The organism is Thalassotalea ganghwensis, assembly GCF_053485795.1.
Window position 1 is genome coordinate 368076 of sequence record NZ_JBQRUM010000001.1, and the last position, 20961, is coordinate 389036.

Annotated in this window: 16 protein-coding genes; 8 read left to right on the top strand and 8 right to left on the bottom strand. The window is 40.1% G+C overall.

Annotation, left to right across the window (positions count from 1 at the left end; all coding sequences use genetic code 11):
* The first annotated feature begins 155 nt into the window (after positions 1–155).
* From fadI to ACSLUH_RS01645, 3 genes are all read left to right on the top strand, one after another.
* Positions 156–1460, top strand: a complete 1305-nt coding sequence (fadI, locus tag ACSLUH_RS01635; protein ID WP_448563907.1) for an acetyl-CoA C-acyltransferase FadI — start codon at positions 156–158, stop codon at positions 1458–1460.
* Positions 1460–3592 carry a fatty acid oxidation complex subunit alpha FadJ gene (fadJ, locus tag ACSLUH_RS01640; protein ID WP_448563909.1) on the top strand — a complete coding sequence of 711 codons (2133 nt, stop codon included), beginning with the start codon at positions 1460–1462 and terminating at the stop codon, positions 3590–3592. The genes fadI and fadJ overlap by 1 nt, the downstream gene beginning before the upstream one ends.
* Before the next feature lie 290 nt (positions 3593–3882).
* Positions 3883–4086, top strand: coding sequence for a hypothetical protein (locus ACSLUH_RS01645; protein ID WP_448563911.1), 204 nt, complete (start codon positions 3883–3885; stop codon positions 4084–4086).
* A gap of 175 nt (positions 4087–4261) precedes the next feature.
* On the opposite strand, the gene ACSLUH_RS01650 is transcribed toward ACSLUH_RS01645, so the two are convergent.
* The 3 genes from ACSLUH_RS01650 to ACSLUH_RS01660 form a co-directional block, all read right to left on the bottom strand.
* On the bottom strand, positions 4262–4696 hold the full coding sequence (locus ACSLUH_RS01650) for a hypothetical protein (protein ID WP_448563913.1): 435 nt from the start codon (positions 4694–4696) through the stop codon (positions 4262–4264).
* 125 nt (positions 4697–4821) lie between these two features.
* On the bottom strand, positions 4822–9369 hold the full coding sequence (locus ACSLUH_RS01655) for an EAL domain-containing protein (RefSeq protein ID WP_448563915.1): 4548 nt from the start codon (positions 9367–9369) through the stop codon (positions 4822–4824).
* Between the two features lie 131 nt (positions 9370–9500).
* Positions 9501–12266 carry an insulinase family protein gene (locus tag ACSLUH_RS01660; protein WP_448563917.1) on the bottom strand — a complete coding sequence of 922 codons (2766 nt, stop codon included), beginning with the start codon at positions 12264–12266 and terminating at the stop codon, positions 9501–9503.
* A 195-nt stretch (positions 12267–12461) separates the two neighbouring features.
* Between ACSLUH_RS01660 and sixA the strand changes: the two genes are divergently transcribed.
* Positions 12462–12935, top strand: a complete 474-nt coding sequence (sixA, locus tag ACSLUH_RS01665) for a phosphohistidine phosphatase SixA (protein ID WP_448563919.1) — start codon at positions 12462–12464, stop codon at positions 12933–12935.
* A 5-nt stretch (positions 12936–12940) separates the two neighbouring features.
* Here the strand turns inward: sixA and smrB are convergent, their stop codons facing one another.
* On the bottom strand, positions 12941–13474 hold the full coding sequence (gene smrB / locus ACSLUH_RS01670) for an endonuclease SmrB (protein WP_448563921.1): 534 nt from the start codon (positions 13472–13474) through the stop codon (positions 12941–12943).
* A 71-nt stretch (positions 13475–13545) separates the two neighbouring features.
* On the opposite strand from smrB, the gene prmB reads away from it, so the two are divergent.
* From prmB to ACSLUH_RS01690, 4 genes are read left to right on the top strand one after another with little or no spacing between them, the layout of a single operon-like run.
* A complete protein-coding gene (gene prmB / locus ACSLUH_RS01675; protein WP_448563923.1) occupies positions 13546–14484 on the top strand; it encodes a 50S ribosomal protein L3 N(5)-glutamine methyltransferase in 939 nt (312 codons plus the stop codon).
* Positions 14485–14489: 5 nt separating this feature from the next.
* On the top strand, positions 14490–15581 hold the full coding sequence (gene aroC, locus ACSLUH_RS01680; RefSeq protein ID WP_448563925.1) for a chorismate synthase: 1092 nt from the start codon (positions 14490–14492) through the stop codon (positions 15579–15581).
* 17 nt (positions 15582–15598) lie between these two features.
* Positions 15599–16744, top strand: a complete 1146-nt coding sequence (locus ACSLUH_RS01685) for an MFS transporter (protein ID WP_448563927.1) — start codon at positions 15599–15601, stop codon at positions 16742–16744.
* A gap of 56 nt (positions 16745–16800) precedes the next feature.
* Entirely contained in the window at positions 16801–17580 is a 780-nt protein-coding gene (locus tag ACSLUH_RS01690; RefSeq protein ID WP_448563929.1) for a substrate-binding periplasmic protein, read from the top strand.
* Positions 17581–17640: 60 nt separating this feature from the next.
* On the opposite strand, the gene lipA is transcribed toward ACSLUH_RS01690, so the two are convergent.
* The 4 genes from lipA to ACSLUH_RS01710 all read right to left on the bottom strand — a co-directional run bounded on the left by lipA (position 17641) and on the right by ACSLUH_RS01710 (position 20944).
* Positions 17641–18609 (bottom strand): lipoyl synthase, encoded by a 969-nt coding sequence (gene lipA, locus ACSLUH_RS01695; RefSeq protein ID WP_448563930.1) that lies wholly within the window; start codon positions 18607–18609, stop codon positions 17641–17643.
* On the bottom strand, positions 18599–19258 hold the full coding sequence (gene lipB / locus ACSLUH_RS01700) for a lipoyl(octanoyl) transferase LipB (RefSeq protein ID WP_448563932.1): 660 nt from the start codon (positions 19256–19258) through the stop codon (positions 18599–18601). Before lipB ends, lipA begins: the two co-directional genes overlap by 11 nt.
* A 67-nt stretch (positions 19259–19325) precedes the next feature.
* A complete protein-coding gene (ybeD, locus tag ACSLUH_RS01705; RefSeq protein WP_448563934.1) occupies positions 19326–19589 on the bottom strand; it encodes a DUF493 family protein YbeD in 264 nt (87 codons plus the stop codon).
* A 158-nt stretch (positions 19590–19747) separates the two neighbouring features.
* Positions 19748–20944, bottom strand: coding sequence for a serine hydrolase (locus ACSLUH_RS01710; RefSeq protein WP_448563936.1), 1197 nt, complete (start codon positions 20942–20944; stop codon positions 19748–19750).
* Positions 20945–20961: the final 17 nt, after the last annotated feature.

The following is a 20961-nucleotide window of genomic DNA, read 5'->3' on the forward strand; positions in this document are numbered from 1 at the left end:
TTTTGTAAATAATTTTATCTTTCTTTTTACCATGTGCGAGCAATAACTAACAGGAGAAACTGCGTTTGTCTTTGAAGAACAGTTGAAAAATCAAAAATAGTGGTTAGAATTGAGCAATAACTCAAAGAGGTCTGACCTCTAAAGAAGGAATGATAATGACAAGCAAACTTCAAACTGCCAACGGCGATCGTATTGCAATCGTAGCAGGTCTTAGAACCCCCTTTGCCAAACAAGCAACCGCTTTTCATGGTGTGCCAGCTGTTGATTTGGGAAAGTTAGTCGTTAATGAACTGATCAAGCGAAGTGAGCTTGATCCCAAGTTAATCGAGCAATTGGTATTCGGTCAAGTAGTACAAATGCCTGAAGCGCCTAATATCGCTCGTGAAATTGTTCTTGGTACAGGAATGAACGTCCATACGGATGCTTATAGTGTCTCTAGAGCATGTGCGACTAGCTTTCAATCTACCGTTAACATTGCTGAATCTATTATGGCAGGGGTTATCGATATCGGTGTTGCCGGAGGTGCCGATTCTTCATCGGTAGCACCTATAGGGGTTTCTAAAAAGTTTGCTCGAACGCTTTTAGATTTGAGTAAAGCAAAAACATTTGGTCAAAAGTTTTCATTGATCCGACAGTTAAGCTTTAAAGATATATTGCCAGTTCCTCCAGCCGTTGCTGAATACTCCACAGGATTGTCAATGGGCCAGACGGCAGAGCAAATGGCAAAAACTCATGGCATTACGCGACAAGCGCAAGATGAGTTAGCCCATCGCTCTCATACTTTAGCCACTATAAGCTGGAATGAAGGTAAGCTCGATGGCGAAGTGATGGCAGCCCATGTTGAGCCTTATAAAAGTTACATTGATAAAGATAATTGTTTTAGAGAAAACTCTGAGCTCTCAAGTTACGCAAAGTTACGCCCGGTATTTGATCGTAAACATGGTAGCGTTACGGCGGCAAACAGTACGGCACTGACCGATGGTGCTTCTGCTGTGTTAATCATGCGAGAAGGTCGAGCGAAAGAATTAGGATACAAGCCATTAGGTTACATTCGTAGTTATGGATTTGCTGCTATTGATGTCTGGGAAGATATGTTAATGGGTCCAAGCTTTGCGACACCCATTGCATTAGCAAGAGCCGGTATGGAACTTAAAGATCTAGACTTAATAGAAATGCATGAAGCTTTTGCGGCACAAGCCCTAGCAAACATGAAAATGTTTGCTAGTGATAAGTTTGCACAGCAACATTTAAACCGTGATAAAGCGATTGGTGAAATTGATATGGATAAATTTAATGTCATGGGGGGCTCACTGGCTTACGGTCATCCATTTGCGGCCACGGGAACTCGTTTGATTGTTCAAACGTTAAATGAATTAAATCGTCGTGGCGGAGGTACCGGTTTAACCACCGCGTGTGCGGCAGGTGGTCTTGGTGCCGCTATGATAGTGGAGACAGAATAATGGAGCAGTCATCATTTACGTTAGTTAAACAAGAGAATGGTCTTGCGCACTTGGTAATGGATGTCCAAGGTGAATCCATGAATACCTTAAAAGCAGAATTTGCTGAAGAAATTACCGAAATATTGAGCCAAGTTCGCGGTGATGATTCATTAAAAGGCTTAATTTTGGTCAGCGGTAAAAATGACTCATTTGTAGCAGGTGCTGATATCAATATGATAGCGGGCTGTCAAAGTGCTGAAGAAGCAACTGCTCTCTCTCGAAAGGGGCAGATGATTTTTGATCAAATTGCTAATTTATCAATACCTGTTGTTGCTGCCATTAACGGCCCATGCCTGGGCGGTGGTTTAGAGTTAGCAATGGCATGTCACGCCAGAATTTGTTCTGATAGTGCTAAAACATCGCTAGGGCTACCTGAAGTACAGTTAGGTCTGTTACCCGGTAGTGGTGGCACACAACGCTTACCTTTATTAGTCGGGCTTCAAAAATCATTGGATATGATGCTAACCGGTAAACAGCTTAGAGCTAAACAAGCATTGAAAGCTGGCTTAGTTGATGATGTTGTGCCAAATAGCGTTTTAATAGAAGTGGCTGAAAAGCTGGCTCTATCAGGTAAAGTGACCGTTGCGCAATTGACAAAACCTCGAGTTAAACTCTCTTTTGTTGCCAAGTTATTGGAGCGAACGGCAATAGGACGCAAAGTCCTGTTCAGTCAAGCATTAAAAACTGTGTTGGCAAAAACGAAAGGCAATTATCCTGCTCCGATAAAAATTATTGAAGCGATTAAAGTTGGTACCGAGCAATCGCTTGCCAAAGGCTATCAGCTTGAAGCCGATCACTTTGGTAAATTAGCAATGAGTTCAGAATCAGCGCAGTTGCGACAAATATTTTTTGCAACGACAGATATGAAGAAAGAGCAAGGAATTGAGGGGGTCGAAGCTGCGGCTATAGAGCATGTCGGCGTACTTGGTGGTGGATTAATGGGTGGTGGTATTGCGTTTGTAACAGCAACCAAAGCAAAGCTTCCCGTTCGACTTAAAGATATTAATCAAAAGGGGATTCATCATGCCCTTAAGTACTCTTTTGATTTACTTAATAAAAAAGTTCGTCGTCGCTTTATTCGTAAAAGCGAAATGCAAAAGCAAATGGCGATGATTACGGGTACGACTGACTATAGCGGTTTCCATAATGCCGATGTGGTGATTGAGGCGGTATTTGAAGATTTAACACTTAAGCAATGTATGGTCGCTGATATTGAAGCACACTGTAAACCAACGACTATTTTTGCCAGTAATACCTCAAGCTTACCTATTGGTAAAATAGCGGCTAAAGCAGAACGTCCAGAGAATGTCATTGGCTTACATTATTTTTCACCCGTTGATAAGATGCCACTTGCTGAAATTATCGCGCATGAAAAAACCTCTGATACGACAATATCAACAACGGTTGCGTTGGCCAAAAAGCAAGGCAAAACACCAATCGTTGTTCAAGATAAAGCAGGCTTTTACGTTAATCGTATTTTGGCCCCTTACATGAATGAAGCGGCAATGGTGTTGCTTGATGGCACACCAGTTGAGCAACTTGATAAAGCATTGGTCAAGTTTGGATTTCCTGTTGGACCAATGCAACTGCTAGATGAAGTAGGGATAGATATTGGCGCTAAGATTGGTCCGATACTACAAGCAGAGCTTGGTGAACGTTTCGCGCCACCACCAGCATTTGATAAATTAATCGCCGATGGACGTCTAGGTAAAAAAGTGAAAAAAGGGTTTTATTTATATAATAACTCGAAAAAGAAAGCGGTCGATGAGCGTGTCTATACCTTATTGGGTATTACTAAAAAAACAGGTTCAGTAAGTGATGATATTGCGCTTCGTTGTGTCTACATGATGTTAAACGAAGCAGCGCGATGTTTAGATGAGAGTATTATTCGAAACGCTCGGGATGGTGATATTGGCGCTATATTTGGTATTGGCTACCCGCCGTTTTTGGGCGGGCCATTTAGGTACATGGATAACATAGGTGTCACTAAAGTGGTAAACCAACTAAATCAGTGGGCAGCGCAATATGGAGCGCGCTTTAAACCATGTGAGCTGCTGGTTAACATGGCTGAGAATAATGAGACGTTCTATTGATAAGCTGACTTGCTCACATTAGTTCGCAGTGCGTTGACGGTATTTGAGTTGATTGTACGTCACTAAATCGATAAAAGGCCTAATCTATTAGGCCTTTTTTAATTCATTCAGAATTCCAGCATTAAAGCAATTCGGCCTATTGATTCCGATTATAGGCAAACTTTTGCAGGTTGAACGGGCAAATTATCGCCACTAAATAAATGTAGATTTTTTACTCTAAAATGGTTGAATATTTACTCTAAATTAGCTATTATCCTCGCGCTTTTCATCATATAAGGGTTAGATGTTCAATGTTAGTACTTGTTGTTAGCGTAATTGCTATAGTATTTTCTATTTTCTTTTATTGTCAGGCGTTAAAAAGTGGCTTAGGACGTAGACGTTGGGCGTTTGCTGGTTTAGTTTTTGGTCCAGCAATTTGGCCGATGTTTTGTATGAAAAAGCGTATGAAAATCAACAGGCTTTTTGGTTTTGACTACACAATATGGAAGGCTTAGTAACTGATAATAAGGTAAGTAAAGTCGCAGACATCCTTGTCACAACTTCATCATGGCTGACTGTTACCACAGGCTTTTAGCTGGAAATTCTTTTATCTCTATTTTCGCTGCGATAGCATTTTCTTTATAGTCGATTGCGAATAACTTTTTGATAAACTTGATCATAAGGCACTCCTTATAAGTTAATATTCGCTTGCTCTTCAACGCGAACTACACGACGAGCAGCACGCTCAGCATTGTCTTCAACGCGAACCACACGGCGAGCAGCACGCTCAGCATTGTCTTCAACGCGAACGACACGGCGAGCAGCACGCTCGGCATTGTCTTCAACGCGAACGACACGGCGAGCAGCACGCTCAGCATTGTCTTCAACGCGAACGACACGACGAGCAGCACGTTCAGCATTGTCTTCAACACGAACGACACGGCGGGCAGCGCGTTCAGCAATGTCTGAAACGCGAACGACACGTCGAGCAGCGCGTTCTGCATTATCTTCAACACGAACGACACGACGAGCGACGACATCTGAAATTAGTGATTGGTTAATTTGAACTGGTGCAGCTTCAGTTGATGTAGATACACTTAATGCTAGGATGATTGATGTTAACATGTTTATTTCCTTTTTCCTTCTTATTAGATTCAGCTCTAAGAAAGCGAAATTCATGCCAATAAGCTAGCCCTTGTAGTATAAGGGCTAAAGTCAACTTTTACTTAAGTGTCAAAATATTGAAAGGGTTAATAGTGAGTGAACGACGTAGATTTGTCGGTTATTTGATGTGACAATAAATAGCTACGGAAGTCTTTCTCCGGTAGTGGTTTACTGTATAAATACCCTTGCAATTGCTCACAACGAAGACCAGCCAGGAAACTTAGCTGGTTATTGGTTTCTACACCTTCCGCAACAACGTTTAAACCTAGGTTATGGGCGATAGTGACTATGGTTGCCACCATATTCCGGCCTTGATCTGAGGTTTCAATGTCATCAACAAAGGCTTTGTCAATTTTTAAGGTATTGAGCGGGAATTTTTTCAAGTACGCAAGAGATGAATAACCGGTACCAAAATCATCTAGCGATAAATGAATGCCCATGGAACGAATTTGAAGCATGGTTTCAATCGCTGTTTGCGGTGAATCCATTACCGTCCCTTCGGTAATTTCAAGCTCTAAATGTTTAGCTGGAAGCTGACTCTCTTTTAAAATATCTGAAATCATGCCGACTAAGTTGGGCTGGGTAAATTGAACGGCAGACAAATTAACGGCGATTCGGCCGTCAAAAAGTCCACTATCAACCCATTTTTTGGTGGCAATACACGCTTTGCGTAAAACGATTTCGCCGATATCAATAATTTGCCCCGTTTCTTCGGAAACAGGGATAAACACTATTGGACTGATAATGCCTTTTGACGGTGTTTCAAAACGAACTAACGCTTCCATACCGGCAATTTTACCAGTGGCAATTTCAATCTTAGGTTGATAAAACACCGAAAAATAATCTTCTTTCAACCCATGTCGGATCAGGTTTTCAATTTGCAAGCGTTTAACTGCTTTCTTATTCATTGAATCACTGAAAAATTGATAGCGATTACCACCGGCGTGCTTTGCATGATACATCGCGGTATCAGCATTTTTAAGCAACTCATGAGGATTTGCACCATCTTCGGGATAAAGGACGATGCCAATACTGGAATATAACACCACTTCTTGGTTTCTAAGCTTTAATGGTTCAGCAATGGTTTTAAGTATCTGTTTTGCGATCGTTGTTATCGTGTGAATATCGTTTGTATTTTCAACTATGATGCTAAATTCATCACCCCCAAGACGGTATACAGTGTCATGACTTCGGCCAACATGTCTTATTCGCTGCGCGACTTTACATAATAAAAGATCGCCCATTTCATGGCCCATGGAATCGTTAACTTTCTTAAAGTTATCCAAGTCAAAGACCAAAAGAGCATGAGGTATTTTTGACTTGACCAGTCTAAGCTGATTAGCCTGAAAGTAGGAGCGATTTGGTAAGCCTGTTAATGTATCTGAGTTAGCCAGTTTTCTTAATTCGGCTTCGGTTTCTTTTCGTTTAGTGATATCTGAAAATACACCAACAAAATGCGAAATATTGCCGCTTTCATCTCGTATGATATCGATATTTAGGTCGGTTAAATAACGTTCGCCGTTTTCACGTTTACTTTCTATCTCGCCGTGCCAACCACCTTTTTGCAACAAATGCTTTTTAACGCTTAAGGTAAACGCTTCAGGGTATTGGCTGAACTTTAAAGTGGAGCCAATCATTTGACGTTTACCTCGACCGGTAATTCGCTGGTATGACTTATTGATATCGACAATGGTAAATTGTCTGTCGTAGATCACCACCGCATCGGAGATATTTTCAATACATTTTGCAAAAAGCTTTAAGCGTTCATCAGCTTTCTTTATTTGACTAATATCTTTTAACGTTCCTGTCATACGTGTTGGCTTGCCATCATCATCACGCTCTACGACTTTGCCTCGATCTAACACCCAGACCCATTTGTTATCTTTATTACGAACACGATAGGTTGCTTCAAAGTGTTCCGTTTTTTCATCAAAATGATCATCTAATGCTTGTCGAATACGTTCCATATCGTTTTCATGGATATTGGTTTTATCATCCCCCACATTACGTTTTCCATCCTGTGGAAACTCCAAAATGCCCCAGATATTGGAACGATAAATCTTGCCGCTTTTAATATTCCAATCCCACATTTCATCGCCACTACCCCATAGTGATAGTTTTAAACGTTCTTCACTCAACTTTATTTGCAAATGATATAAGCGCTTATGTCTTAACTGTTGAAGAAAATAGGCGATCATTAGTAGGGTGGTGAGGCTATAAATCAATATCGCACTATTTGAAAGCCACCATGGCGGCTCGATGGTTATTGGCAGTGACACTGCTTTATAGTTTTCTGGATTTAAAAGATCGAAGGCTCTTAATTCAAAGGTATAGTGGCCGGCACTTAAATTGGTATATGTTGCGTAGGCTTTACGACTGCTAGTTTCAATCCATTTTTCTTCTAAGCCGTTAAGTCTATAGCTATAACCTATACTCGAGGGAATTTCCGCATTTGGTGTACTAAACTCAAGCGTGATAGGAGAGTGAATATATTTTAGTTTTAAATTGTCAACATAAGGTAAGCTTGAAGGTAGATAAAGCTTATTAGCGTTTTGCCCCCCCTTAGCTTGGGGGTTAATTTCAACCGGCTTGTTGGCTATTAGTAACCGCGTTAGTAATGGTGCCTTAAAGTTTTGTTCGGCTGCTTTTAAGTCAACAAGATTAAAAAACCTAAAGCCTTTAACACTACCAAAATAAAGGTTACCGTCCGATGACAACAATGAGCTTCGATTTAAAAATGAATTGTTGCGGATATTAAATACACTTTCAAATGTTCTAATTTTTAATGTAGTTGGCTCAAGTGTAGTAATGCTTTTATTGGTGGTGAACCAATAATTTCCTTGATTGTCTGTTTGAATATCAGCAATAGTATTATTGGTTAAACTATTTCGCTCATTAAATACTTGAATAGCGTTAGTTTTTGTATTGAGCAATAAAGCCCCTTGACTTTCAGAGCCTAATAATAGCCAATCAGCTGAGTTCTTAATTGAGGTTGTTTCTTGCAATTCAAAGTTATTAAAAGGTGCAATAGTCAGTGTGTTTTGTTTCTGGGTTTGTAAATCATATCGAATAATTTCACCATTGACAGAAACCAACCACATGACATTTCCTACAATGTCAAATGTTCTAAAGGCTTTGCTTTTTAGTGTACTGTCTATAACAATGTTATCGTTTTGCGTCTGATAGAACGCTATTTTGCCTTCTTTGTTGATAAACCAAATGTTGTAGCCTAAAGCTATAGGCTTTCTCCAATCTTCATCCTGCAGAGTATTTGACCAATTGTTTAGTTGGGTCAGTGATAGATCGTCATTCACTCTGTACAGGAATAGCTCGTCGGATAGTAAGTAAAGATTATCATTAGCGGTAATTAATTGATTAACAATGATACTGTTATCCAAGTTTATTTTATTAATACTATCAGGGCTGTATTGATACAGTTCATTGTTGTGGACAAACCAAATTGAATTGTTAAGCTCAACGATAGAAGTGACAGCACCATTTAGTTCAGTGCTAATTTGGCTACTACTTTTAATTAAATTCGCTTTTGGATCATAAATGTTAATCCCTTGTCGAGAGCCAATCCAAAGTTTGTTATAGTCGACTCTTTTCACCGTAAAAATGTCATTGTGTGAAATACTGGTGGAAATGTTGTCATCGGCTCGATAATGGCTTATATCACCACTTAAGGTATCGATTATTTTAATGCCGTCACTGGTTGCTAACCAAACATGTGTTTCTGTAATATAGTCAATGCCTTTTACTTTTACTGGATTGGCGTTTTTATCAGCGAAGCTGTAGTGTTCAACTTGCTGATAATTTTTATTGATAACAAAGACACCATCGTTAGTTGCTAGCCAATAGTTTCCATTGATTTCTTTTAGTTGATGCAAGCCTTTGCTGCGGATATTAAGTTGCATTTTATTATCTTGTTGCAATGAAACCGCACTGGAAAAATCAGCATTCACGATAAAAATGCCGTTTTCATAAGTACCAAGCCAATAGTTATTGTTACTGTCTTGGAAAATTGTTTTTATTTCTTTAAGTTGATTGTTAAAGTTTCTGATTTTAATGCGAGTAAAACGCTGGTTTGCTTCATCATATTTGTGCAAACCTTCTTCAGTAGCCACCCAAATTTTTCCCGCATTATCTTGGTAGACGCTCCAAATGACATCATCAGTTAATCCGCTAGGGTGTGTTGTAGTGTTACGTTTGAAATTATCAAAATTGTCTAGTATTGGGTTATAACGGCTTAGACCACCGCTGGTTCCAACCCATAAAGTCCCTTGATTATCGATAAATAAGTTGCGGATAAAGTTATGCGCAATCGCATTGGGGTTAAAGGCGTCGCTTCGATAATGGACAAATTCTTGACCGTCATACCTATCGAGGCCATCGGTGGTTGCTATCCAAATAAAACCCCTTTCATCTTGGGCAAGATCAATGGCATAGCTTTGGGATAATCCGTCAAACGTATCTAGGCTTTGAAATCTTACCTCGGTATTGGTAAACGGAATGGCTATTTTTTCAGCTGCTTTAGCTTGGAAAATTGATAAGAGAACCAGAAAAAAGAGTAGCAGTTGCATAGCAATTAACGAAGCTTTTGAATGTCTTTGCCAAATTAACAATCTATGCACAAATATGACCTTTAGGGAAAACGAATACATTGTCGGTTTTCAAACCACAATACACCAAGTAAAATATTTTGTTATTTTTTAGTTACATTACAAATCATGACTGACGTTAAGTCAAACTGTTATCGGCGGTATTAACGTTTAGTTGAGCATTTATTTTGAATTTTTTCTAATAATTCATCAGTTTCTGTAAAATCAAACTCATTTTGAGATTGATAAGACAGCAAACTAATATGGTCTTTATTGGTTAATAAACTGACGTTTTGTTCAATAAAGTGTTGCATGTCATCTTTAGTTACCGCTGAAATCTCACGAATTAATTTGGCTTTTTGTGAAAAGGTGTCATCATCATTGCAAATTGCCGCCCAAAATCGTTGGCTTTTAACTCTCAGACTGGTGTATTTCTCTTCAAGTTGGCTGGTTAAGCCAAGCACCAATTGTTGCCATTGCTGATCGCTAATCTCTTCAATAAAGTGGTGACTATGATTAACAAAATCTTCGATAGCAAGGTACAAATTATCTGCGTTGACATGTGGTGATTGAATATAAAAAGCGAGTCCTGCGAAGCGATTTATCGGCACGAAATTGACACCAACTAAGTAGCCATATTGATTTTCAGTGCGCATTTGATGGAAAAATGCTGGCGCTAATATTTGGCTTGCTAACATGGTTTTAGCGGTGACAGATAAGTGTCGGTTAGCCATTGGTATATAAAGTACACAAGCATGATCATGCTGTTCTAATAACAAAGGTAGTTTGATTGGGCCTTGGCCCTGAATATCTAAAGTTTCTATTGCTACGTTATTTTCATGTGCTAATGCGTGTTTAAAATGTGTCGTTATCGTGTCACTTATTTGTTGGGCGTGTTGACGATGCCAGTTGCCGTGTATTAGCCCCTCTATGGCAACAAGGTCAAACAACTTGGGATAAAATGCTTTAAAGTCTTCATAGGTTGTCGATGCTAAGGCTGCACATAAGCTTTGGTTACTCGGGCTCGCCGGTTGCATTAAGGTACTTAGCGACGAGAATAATTGGGAAATTGACTTATTGGTTTCGGTATTTCTCCAGTAGGTGAGTAATTGATTCTTAAACAGTTCAAATTTGTCTTCAGCACAGGTAAAAGAGGACAGCTCAGCTAAAAGTTGTGTTAAAAGTAACGGTTGCTTTTCGCTTAACCCTGAAATTTGCAGAGTCAACCCCGCTTGATGAGCATATAAATGATAGTGTATTCCTGCTAATTCCGCATCGTAGAGCTTTTCGCATAGGTACGCAGTGCAGGTATCGACGAACAAACGAGTCATCGCGATATGCTTTTCTGAACTCACAACGACAGGGCAATCGATACCAATATATATGTAGCCTTTAGGCACGTTATAATGGTTGTCTTGTAAAAACCACAGCGCATAGCCGTCTGATTGAGTAATTTTTGTTGGTAAGTCCATTGGACTATTGTCTGGCGTTACTATCGCTGGATTATCAACAATATAGAGGTTTTTCTCGGGTAACTTTAGCGTAGCTACGTCCTCTGCTGAAAGCGGCAAAGTTTCAATGCTTTTACTGATATCTGATATTGAATAGGGGACTTGATACCAATTACTGGTTTGATCAAAGTTGCCTTGCTGGCTGACCATGATTAATCGCATATTCGTTGGGGTAAAAAACTGATACAAATAACAGAGGTTTTCGCGATCAAACTCTGCCATTTTATATTCACCATAGAGAACATCATCAATGGGGTAGTAATGCATGTTTATTGCTAACTGACAAACCGAGTCGAGAGGACGTAGCTTTTCTTGATAATTAAATGATAACTCTGCGATCGCCTTCTTCTCTTGATAATAAAACTCCGCTATCGTTTTCGGGTCAATTAAACCTAAATAGTGAAACACAATCGCGACAATGCGATTAATTTGTTTTTCGCCATATTCGGTTAAGTGAATACTGATGTTGAAGTCTTTGAAGTTAGCACCCATTACTCCACCACCGGCACTTAACCCAAGCGCGAGGTTTTCTTGTTTAAGCTTCGAGAGAATACTGCCTTCGCCCTCATGACCAAGCAAGTAAACTAGTGTCGCCTCAGGTTTCGTCTGGTACAGATGATTAATGTTGGGCAACGCAAAACTAATGATAAGTTGCCTGTCGTCCTTAACGGGTTTTACATGAATGAGCTTTTGTAAGTGTTCGTCAAGATAAAGAGGTTCTTTAATACTATTTTGCTTAACTTTACCGCTTTTTATCGCTGAAAACTTCTCTGTTGCTAAATGCTCAAGCTCGTCAAGTGATTGTTGCCCTTCTAACACCAAGGTCATTGCTTTGGCATGATAGTGTTGATCGAAAAAGGTCATCATTTCTTGATATAACGGCTGATTTTGATTGTCAGCTAGTGTTTGGTGATTGCCAACTGAAAATTTTGCAAATGGATGTTTAGGATTTACCGTCGCTTTATGCACATCATAAAGCCGACGGATATCATCTTTATATTTTAGTTGGAATTCCGCATCTATATTCTGTCGTTCTTTTTCGACAAACTCTTTAGAGAGTAAAGGCGAGATAAAAAATTGACTAAAACGGTCAAGTGCTTGCTCGAACTGTTGATAATGTATATCAAAAAAATAACAGGTATGCTCTGTGGCCGTCCAGGCATTGTTAGTGCCGCCATGTTGGCTGATAAACTGTTGATACTCGCCACTATCAGGGTATTTTTGTGTTCCTAAAAACAACATGTGTTCTAAAAAGTGGGCCATTCCTTGACGATGAAGTGGATCGTCAAAGTGACCAACATTTACACACAGGGCGCCCGCAGACTTTGCGCTGTCAGCGTTATGTACCAATAATACATTCAATCCATTGGGGAGTGTTATCGGCCGATACTGTTTATGGTCATTGGGACTTTGTTTCAAATGAAACTCCAATTCTGTTTTGCGCAAAATACTCTAGTGAGTATGTTTTTGTCTTATTATTATTCCTTTTAAATTACCTCAAGGAATAATAAGAGTCTAATTTATTCTTAACTGATGCTATAACAATTTATTAATATCCTTTACTATAGCCGCAATTAAGCAAACCCGACTAAAAATTGGTAAAACGAGCCGAATATGCAGATTTTTATCATGCGTCATGGCCAGGCATCTCCTTCCGGTGAAACTGACTCTCAGCGCCCTTTGACACCTTATGGAATCGAAGAAACTGAAAAAATGGCAAGATGGTTAAGCCGTTTAGATAGCAAAATAGATACAGTTTGGGTGAGCCCTTACTTACGTGCTCAGCAAACGGCTCAGTATGTTAAGCGTCAGCTAACCGATGTAGAAACGACAGATACCTTGCCAATAATAACACCTTCAGGCAACGCCAAGCAGGTTCATGACTTTATCGATGGTGCTTTGGCAAACCATTCAATGAATACCTTGTTAATTGTATCTCATATGCCCTTAGTGAGTTACTTAGTTGCTGAATTAACCGCAGAAGGCAATGCCGCTATTTTTCAAACTGCCTCCATCGCTCAAATTGACTATGATGTTGATAACATGCGGGGGAATTTGATTAGCATGGTTTCTCCGAACGAGTTATAACCATGTTAAAACTTGTCGTGCAAATCTATCAAAACAAGTAATGCGCCGTCACCTCCCCATTCTAATGGGGCTTGGTGAAAGGCAAGGACATCGGGGTGTTGAACTAGCCAATGGGGTACTTTGTTTTTAAGTACCTTGCCACCTAGGCCGTGAACGATGCAGACACATTGTGCATGTTCTTTTTGGCAAGCATATAACAGCGCTGCGATTTCTTGTTTCGCTTGATGTTGCGCCAAGCCATGAAGATCTAATATCAGATCCGGCTGATAGACACCACGACGAAGATTTTTGGCGGCATAACTGTCCGCACCTTCACGCACATACTTTACTGGGCCATTGGTAGATAAATAAGGTTCAAATTCATCTGAAAAGTGAAAGGTGGCACGTTGTTTTGTTTGATTTTGTTGACTTTGCGCTGATTTCTTCTTGATGGTTCTTTTCGACGGGTGTATGGTGTCCTGCACCAAAGGCTTAACCTTACCTATGGCCTCTTTAAATAGCAGTTTTTCTTGTGGCGTTAACGCGTCTTTAAATTTCATAGTCGAAGTCTATGAATAACTTTGCACAATAACAAGTGAAATGTTGTTTATGTAATAAATCAGGAGTAAAAGTGTCTTTATTTGATCGTCAAGCAATTGCATCGCAGTTAGTTACTGTCGGTGACTTTATTCGCTTTGCTACTACACAGTTCAATCAAGCTGACTTATTTTTTGGACACGGGCATGATAATGCTTGGGATGAAGCGATTACTTTAGTGAGTTTTTCGTTGAGCTTACCCAGTGAAATTAGTGAGCATGTGTTTTCGTGTCGTTTAATCTCTGAAGAGAAAGAGGGCGTGCTCGATTTAATTGAAAGACGGATCAATGAAGCGATTCCTGCTGCCTATCTAATTAATCAAGCTTACTTTGCTGGTTTACCATTTTACGTCGATGAGCGCGTATTAGTGCCTCGCTCTCCGATAGGAGAATTAATTGAGCAGCGATTCAGTAGCCTAATTAATCAAGAGCAATCGGTTAATCGAATATTAGATTTATGCACGGGCAGTGGTTGTATTGCCATCGCTTGTGCTCATTATTTCCCTGAGGCGGAAGTCGATGCAGTAGACCTCTCGATTGATGCATTAAATGTTGCTCAAATTAATATTGAGAACCATGGTTTATTAGAACAAGTTATTCCGATTCAATCTGATGTTTTTTCTGGGATTGCGCAGCAAAAATATGATTTAATTGTATCCAATCCTCCCTATGTGGATAGTGAAGATGTCGCTAGCTTGCCGACGGAGTTTCAGCATGAGCCAGCGATGGGCTTAGGTTGTGGCGATGACGGTCTCGATATTGTTAGGAAAATATTGGCGCAGGCGGCCGATCATTTAACAGATCAAGGCTTATTGATTTGTGAAGTTGGTAATTCGATGATTCATTTAGAAGCAGCATATCCTGAGGTGAACTTTAACTGGTTGACATTTGAGCGCGGTGGGCACGGTGTGTTTGCGATGACCAAAGCGCAATTGACTCAATATCAATCCTTATTTAAACAACGAGTGAAGTAGTTGCAATGTCTGGTAATACATTTGGAAAGTTATTTACAGTAACAACCTATGGCGAAAGTCATGGATTAGGGTTAGGCGCTATTATTGATGGTTGTCCCCCAGGAATTGAAATCTCAGAAGCCGATTTACAAGTTGACTTAGATCGTAGACGACCAGGAACATCTCGTTATACTACCGCTCGTCGAGAAGCCGACCAAGTGAAGATAATGTCTGGTGTATTTGAAGGAAAAACCACAGGCACGCCAATTGGCTTGATGATAGAGAACACCGACCAACGTTCTAAAGATTATGGTAATATTGCCCAATCGTTTCGTCCTGGACATGCTGATTATACTTACTGGCATAAATACGGTATTCGTGATTATCGAGGTGGTGGACGTTCATCTGCTCGCGAAACAGCGATGCGTGTAGCTGCTGGCGCGATTGCGAAAAAATTCCTTAAACAAAAATTTAATATCAACATCAAAGGTTGTGTTACCCAAATTGGTGAAGTGATTGCCGAGCGTATTGATTGGATGGAAGTAGAAGAAAATGCATTTTTCTTTCCTGATAGCTCTAAGCTTGAGTCGTTAGATCAATTGTTGCGCAGTATTATTAAAGATAAAGATTCGATTGGCGCTAAGATTATGGTTCAGGCCAGCAATGTGCCTGTAGGTCTAGGAGAACCGGTATTCGACCGCTTAGATGCTGACATTGCTCACGCATTGATGGGTATTAATGCTGTTAAAGGTGTAGAAATTGGCGATGGTTTTAACGTGGTCAATCAAAAAGGCTCTGAACACCGAGATGAATTAACACCAAACGGTTTTGCTAGTAATCATGCCGGTGGAGTCTTAGGTGGTATTTCATCTGGTCAAGATATTGTCGCTTATGCAGCATTAAAACCAACATCCAGTATTGGCGTGAGTGGTAAAACGGTCGATATTAATGGCCAACCGACAGATATTATTACCAAAGGACGTCATGACCCATGTGTCGGCATACGTGCAGTACCTATTGCTGAAGCAATGTTGGCGATTACCTTGATGGATCATTATTTACGGCATCGGGCGCAAAATGCTGATGTTATTTGTGAAACTCCCGACATTAGTCGATAACAACGTGCGCTAGCGTATTGCCTTCACCACTATTTTTTAGATTATCGTCAAGTTATTTTTGGTATTTTGCCATACTTGGTTTAGTGGTGCCTTTTCTACCAGTATTTCTTGATGGCCGAGGATTTCGTTCCTATGAAATTGGAGAAATTCTCGCCATTGTCACAGCAACAAAAATTGTTGGTCCGTCACTATGGGCCTACATAGCAGATCATTCAGGGAAACAAGTCTCCATTATTCGATGGGGAGCACTTGCTGCCTGTTTGAGCTTTATTGCCCTGTTTTTTGTCAATGATTTTTGGCCATTAAGCTTTGTGCTGGCGCTTTTTAGTTTGTTTTGGAATGCTGTCTTGCCACAACTTGAAGTCTTAGCAATGAGGACGGTTCGTCGCAGTGCTAAAATCTACGCGCGAGTTAGGTTATGGGGGAGTATTGGCTTTATCATCATTGCTTCACTTAGTGGTGAATTACTTGCCGCCTTCAGTAGTGAGGTTTTTCAGATTATCGGTTTAATCATATTACTGATGCTGTTTCTATCAACACTGCAATTGAAACAACCCTACACAGTGAAGTCAGGTGTTCAAAGCGAACATGGCATAAAGAAAAAATGCCTTGATAGGGGATTTGTATTATTTTTTATTGCTGGTATTTTGCTGCAAGTGAGTTTCGGGCCATTTTATAACTTTTTTGCCTTGTATTTACGTGATTTAAATTACCCTGGCTACGCCGCAGGGTTCTATATTTCTTTAGGGGTTGTCGCTGAAATCTTTATTTTTATCGTCGCTGGCTCTTTGTATCGGTATTTTGGCGCGATTTGGCTAATAAGCTTTAGCTTATTTATAACTGCCATTCGCTGGTACCTGACCGGGCATTATGCTGATAGCGCGATGTTGTTATTTATCGCGCAAGTTTTTCATGCAGCGAGCTTCGGCTTATACCATAGTGCCTCAATTCAATTTCTTCAGAGTCATTTCCACGCTAATCAACAAAACAGAGGGCAGGCAATTTATATTGGCGGTGTTTATGGTGTTGGCGGTGCTTTGGGAGCTTATCTTGCCGGGATTTTGTGGCAAGATGGTGTAGGGGCAACCTTGAGTTATAACGTTGCAGCAGTTCTTGCGCTATTTGGCGTAGGATTAACATTATTGATGTTTAAAACTAAATAATCTTTAATAGCGGTCGATAAAGAAAATATGCAATACACTCTTTTGTAGAATTTTCAGTGTTTGAATTCGTCGTTGTTAAGAGGTCATCTATTATTTTTAGCTGTAAACTATCCATCATCTCTCTTCTTCTCATACTATCATTTAGTGCCGTTGCAGAAGTAATTAAAGTCGGACTTGAACTCATGCCGCCCTATGTTAACCAAGATAGGTCAGGTTTGACTGTTGATATGCTGCGCGCATTAGAAAAGATCTCTGACTATCGCTTTGATATCGAAATCATGACTTACGCGAGAATAAAACAACAGCTTGAAAATAGGCAATTAGACTTAGGTGGATTAACCCCCAAAGACAGAGAGTCGGCATCTTTTTATCAATACGCGCAAGAGCTTGATTGGCATTATCAAACTACCGGTGATCTTGTGTTTTTTAATCAAAGCTTTACCCAAATAAAAAATATAGCACCAAAGCGCATTGGCACCACGCTTGGGAATGCCGATTTTTTAGCTCAACAGTTAGATTTACCTGCATCTTATTTTATTGAAGTGGCAACTCCTTATCAGCTAACAGATATGTTTATTAATCGGCGCATAGATGTGATGTTTTTTGAGCGGATCTCTATGATGTATTTGTTGCAAAACTACCCAATACTTGGCGCTTATTATCACACCATTGCCGACATACCAATAAGTTTAGCGGTGCCAAAAACAGCGAAGGGAAACCAATTAAAAACTGAGTTAGATAAATTACTCAAAGTGATATCTGTTGAACGGATTTATTCTTGTGCAGAAGCGTTTAGGTCTTTGCCAAATCATGGTGTCGTGCCTTTGATAAAGTAGCTGTGGTATACAAGTATAAGCTTGGCTGTTGACGCCAAGCTTATGTTGTTTATAGCGTAATTATTTTACTTCTTCACCAGCAGCTTGTTTATCTGCATGATAGCTTGAACGAACTAACGGTCCACATGCGGCGTGAACAAAGCCCATCTTCATTGCTTCTTGCTGAAACATGTCAAACTCATCAGGGTGAACGTATCGCTCTACAGGCAAATGATGCTTACTTGGCTGAAGATACTGACCTATGGTTAACATCGTGACACCATGAGCACGTAGATCGCGCATGACGTCTAAGATCTCTTCGTTGGTTTCGCCAAGGCCAACCATTAAGCCTGATTTTGTTGGAACGCTCGGATTAGCTTCACCAAATTTTTTCAATAAATCTAGCGACCATTGGTAGTTAGCACCCGGTCGTGCTTTGGTGTAAAGTCGAGGAGCCGTTTCTAAATTATGATTGAAAACATGAGGTGGATGGGCATTAAGGATCTCCAATGCTTTGTCCATGCGACCTCTAAAATCAGGTACTAAAATTTCAATTTTTGTATTCGGAGAATGGTGCTCTATCTCTTTAATACATTCGGCAAATTGTTGCGCACCACCGTCACGCAAGTCGTCACGATCTACAGATGTGATGACAACATATTTCAGGGCCATATCTTTTAGGGTTAACGCAAGTTTCTTAGGCTCTTCGCTATCTGGTGCAAGCGGACGCCCATGACCAACGTCACAAAATGGACAACGGCGTGTACAGATGTCGCCTAAGATCATAAAGGTAGCGGTACCATGATTAAAGCATTCTGATAAATTTGGGCAAGAGGCTTCTTCACAAACTGAATGAAGGTTATGCTTTCTTAATGACGCTTTGATGTGATCAATACGTTCAGAGCTTCTAGGCAGTTTTATACGTAACCATTCGGGCTTACGAAGCATAGTTTCCCGCTCAGAAGGTACAACTTTAATAGGAATGTGCGCCATTTTTTCTGCATCACGCAGTTTAGTACCTGGTTCAATACGAGAAGTTTTAGTGGTCATTCTGTTCTTCCAACCCTATTTTTTGTGTAACGTTTTCAACATTGAATAACGCTACTAAATGTTTGATTAAATATTTGCCTGCAGTTTCAACATCTGTGGGGCCGCCCAAATCACTAGTTTGTACCATTTCTAGGCCAGCATAACCACAAGGGTTTATTCGTAAAAATGGTGCGAGATCCATATTTACGTTAAGTGCTAATCCGTGAAATGAACAGCTTTTACGAACTCTCAAGCCAAGTGAGGCTACTTTCTTACCATCAACATAAACGCCAGGGGCATCAGGTCTGGCATTAGCGACAATGTTAAACTCTGCCAAACAGTTAATTATGGCGTTTTCAATTAAGGTCACTAATTCCCTAACACCCATCTTCCGGCGACGAAGGTTGATCATAAAGTAAATCACTTGTTGTCCAGGGCCGTGATAGGTCACTTGACCGCCACGATCTACTTTAACCACTGGAATATCTCCAGGCATCAACAAATGCTCTTCCTTGCCAGCTTGTCCTTGCGTAAACACCGGTGGATGCTCAACTAACCATAATTCATCTAAGGTATCGTCACCACGAGAATCGGTAAACGATTGCATTGCATGCCATACCTTTGTGTATTCCATATTGGCTAGCTGGCGAATAATTAACGAATTTTTCAAAGAAAAACCTCAATTATTTTATTTAGTGTATTATATCCGAACTAAATAAAATTTTATATTAGAAAGATTATAAAACGTACCTGACTTGCTCAATCGCGGTTAAGGTTTTATATATCGTTTCAATATGATCTTTGCTGGTTACGGTTACCGCTACCGATACCGAATGGTAATTCCCCTTTGAGCTTGGTTTTACTTTGGGGGCGTAGTCACCAGGGGTGTGTTTTTGTAGTTCGCTAACCACGAGATCAGGCAATTCGTCACAGGCAATGCCCATCACTTTAAAATTTAATACTGTTGGAAACTCTAGGAGTTCATCAAATTTTGTTTTCATTTCAATACCACTACGACAGCTAACGTTTATTGGGCTGTATTTTAACACTAATCTTGTGTTAGCTAAATGGTGATGTTTTTCGCATTTTCAAGCAGTTACTGAGAACAATAAAAAAAGCTCAGAAAATCTGAGCTTTTTTTATCAGCAAGAGGGAAAAGTTAATCGGCAAACTGTAATTTAACGTAATCGACTAAGCGGCTAAACAAACCGCCTTCTTTCACTTCTTGAAGAGTGACTAATGGATACTGTGCAATATCTTCACCGTCTAATTGCAAAAATACTGTGCCAACAACTTCACCTTTTGCTAACGGCGCTTTAAGTTGGCGAGTTAACTCAAAGTTTGCTTCAAGGTTTTTGCGATTGCCGCGTGGAATTGTAATAGGCGTACTTTCTAAAATACCCAAATCGACTTGCTTGACATCCCCCATCCAAACACGGTTAGAAACAAATTTTTCACCGGCTTGATAAGGGGTATAGGTTTCAAAGAAGCGAAAACCATAATTAAGTAGTTTTTTACTTTCTACTTTACGTGCACGTTCACTTTCAGTACCCATGACAACACTAATTAAGCGCATATCCCCTTTAGTTGCAGAAGTCACTAAACTGTATCCAGCTTCAGAGGTATGTCCTGTTTTTAAACCGTCAACATTCATGCTTTTATCCCACAGTAATCCATTACGGTTGTACTGCTTGATATTGTTGAAGGTAAAAGACTTTTCTTTATAGATAGCAAACTCTTCTGGCACGTCACGTATCAACGCACTGGCCAAAGTTGCCATGTCTCGTGGAGTAGTTTTATGCTCGGTGCTGTCTAGACCATGACTGTTTTCAAAGTAGCTGCTACTCATTCCTAGCTGTTCAGCATGGGCATTCATTAAATCAGTGAAAGCACTTTCGCTGCCGGCGATATGCTCAGCCATGGCAATACAAGCATCGTTTCCTGATGCGATGATGATACCTTTATTAAGATCAGCAACTGAAACCTCTTTGCCAACTTCTAGAAACATTAACGATGAGCCTTTTAATACAGGGTTACCCGTTGCCCAGGCTTTTTCGCTGATCTTTACTTGATCTTCATTAGTGATATTGCCTGCTAATAACTCCTTACCGATAATGTAACTGGTCATCATTTTGGTTAAGCTTGCCGGTGCAAGCAAGGTATCGGCATTACCCTCGGCGATAACTTTACCGGTAGTGTAATCAATTAGAATATGACCTTTAGCATTAACCTGAGGAGGTGAAGGAATTATGGTATTAGCATAAGAAAATGAGCAAAAGGTGATGGCTAAACTACCAAGGAGAGAAACGAGTATTTTTGGAGATTTTGTTAATTTATTGGCCAATTTTGAAGGCATAATAGTCCTGTAAAAAT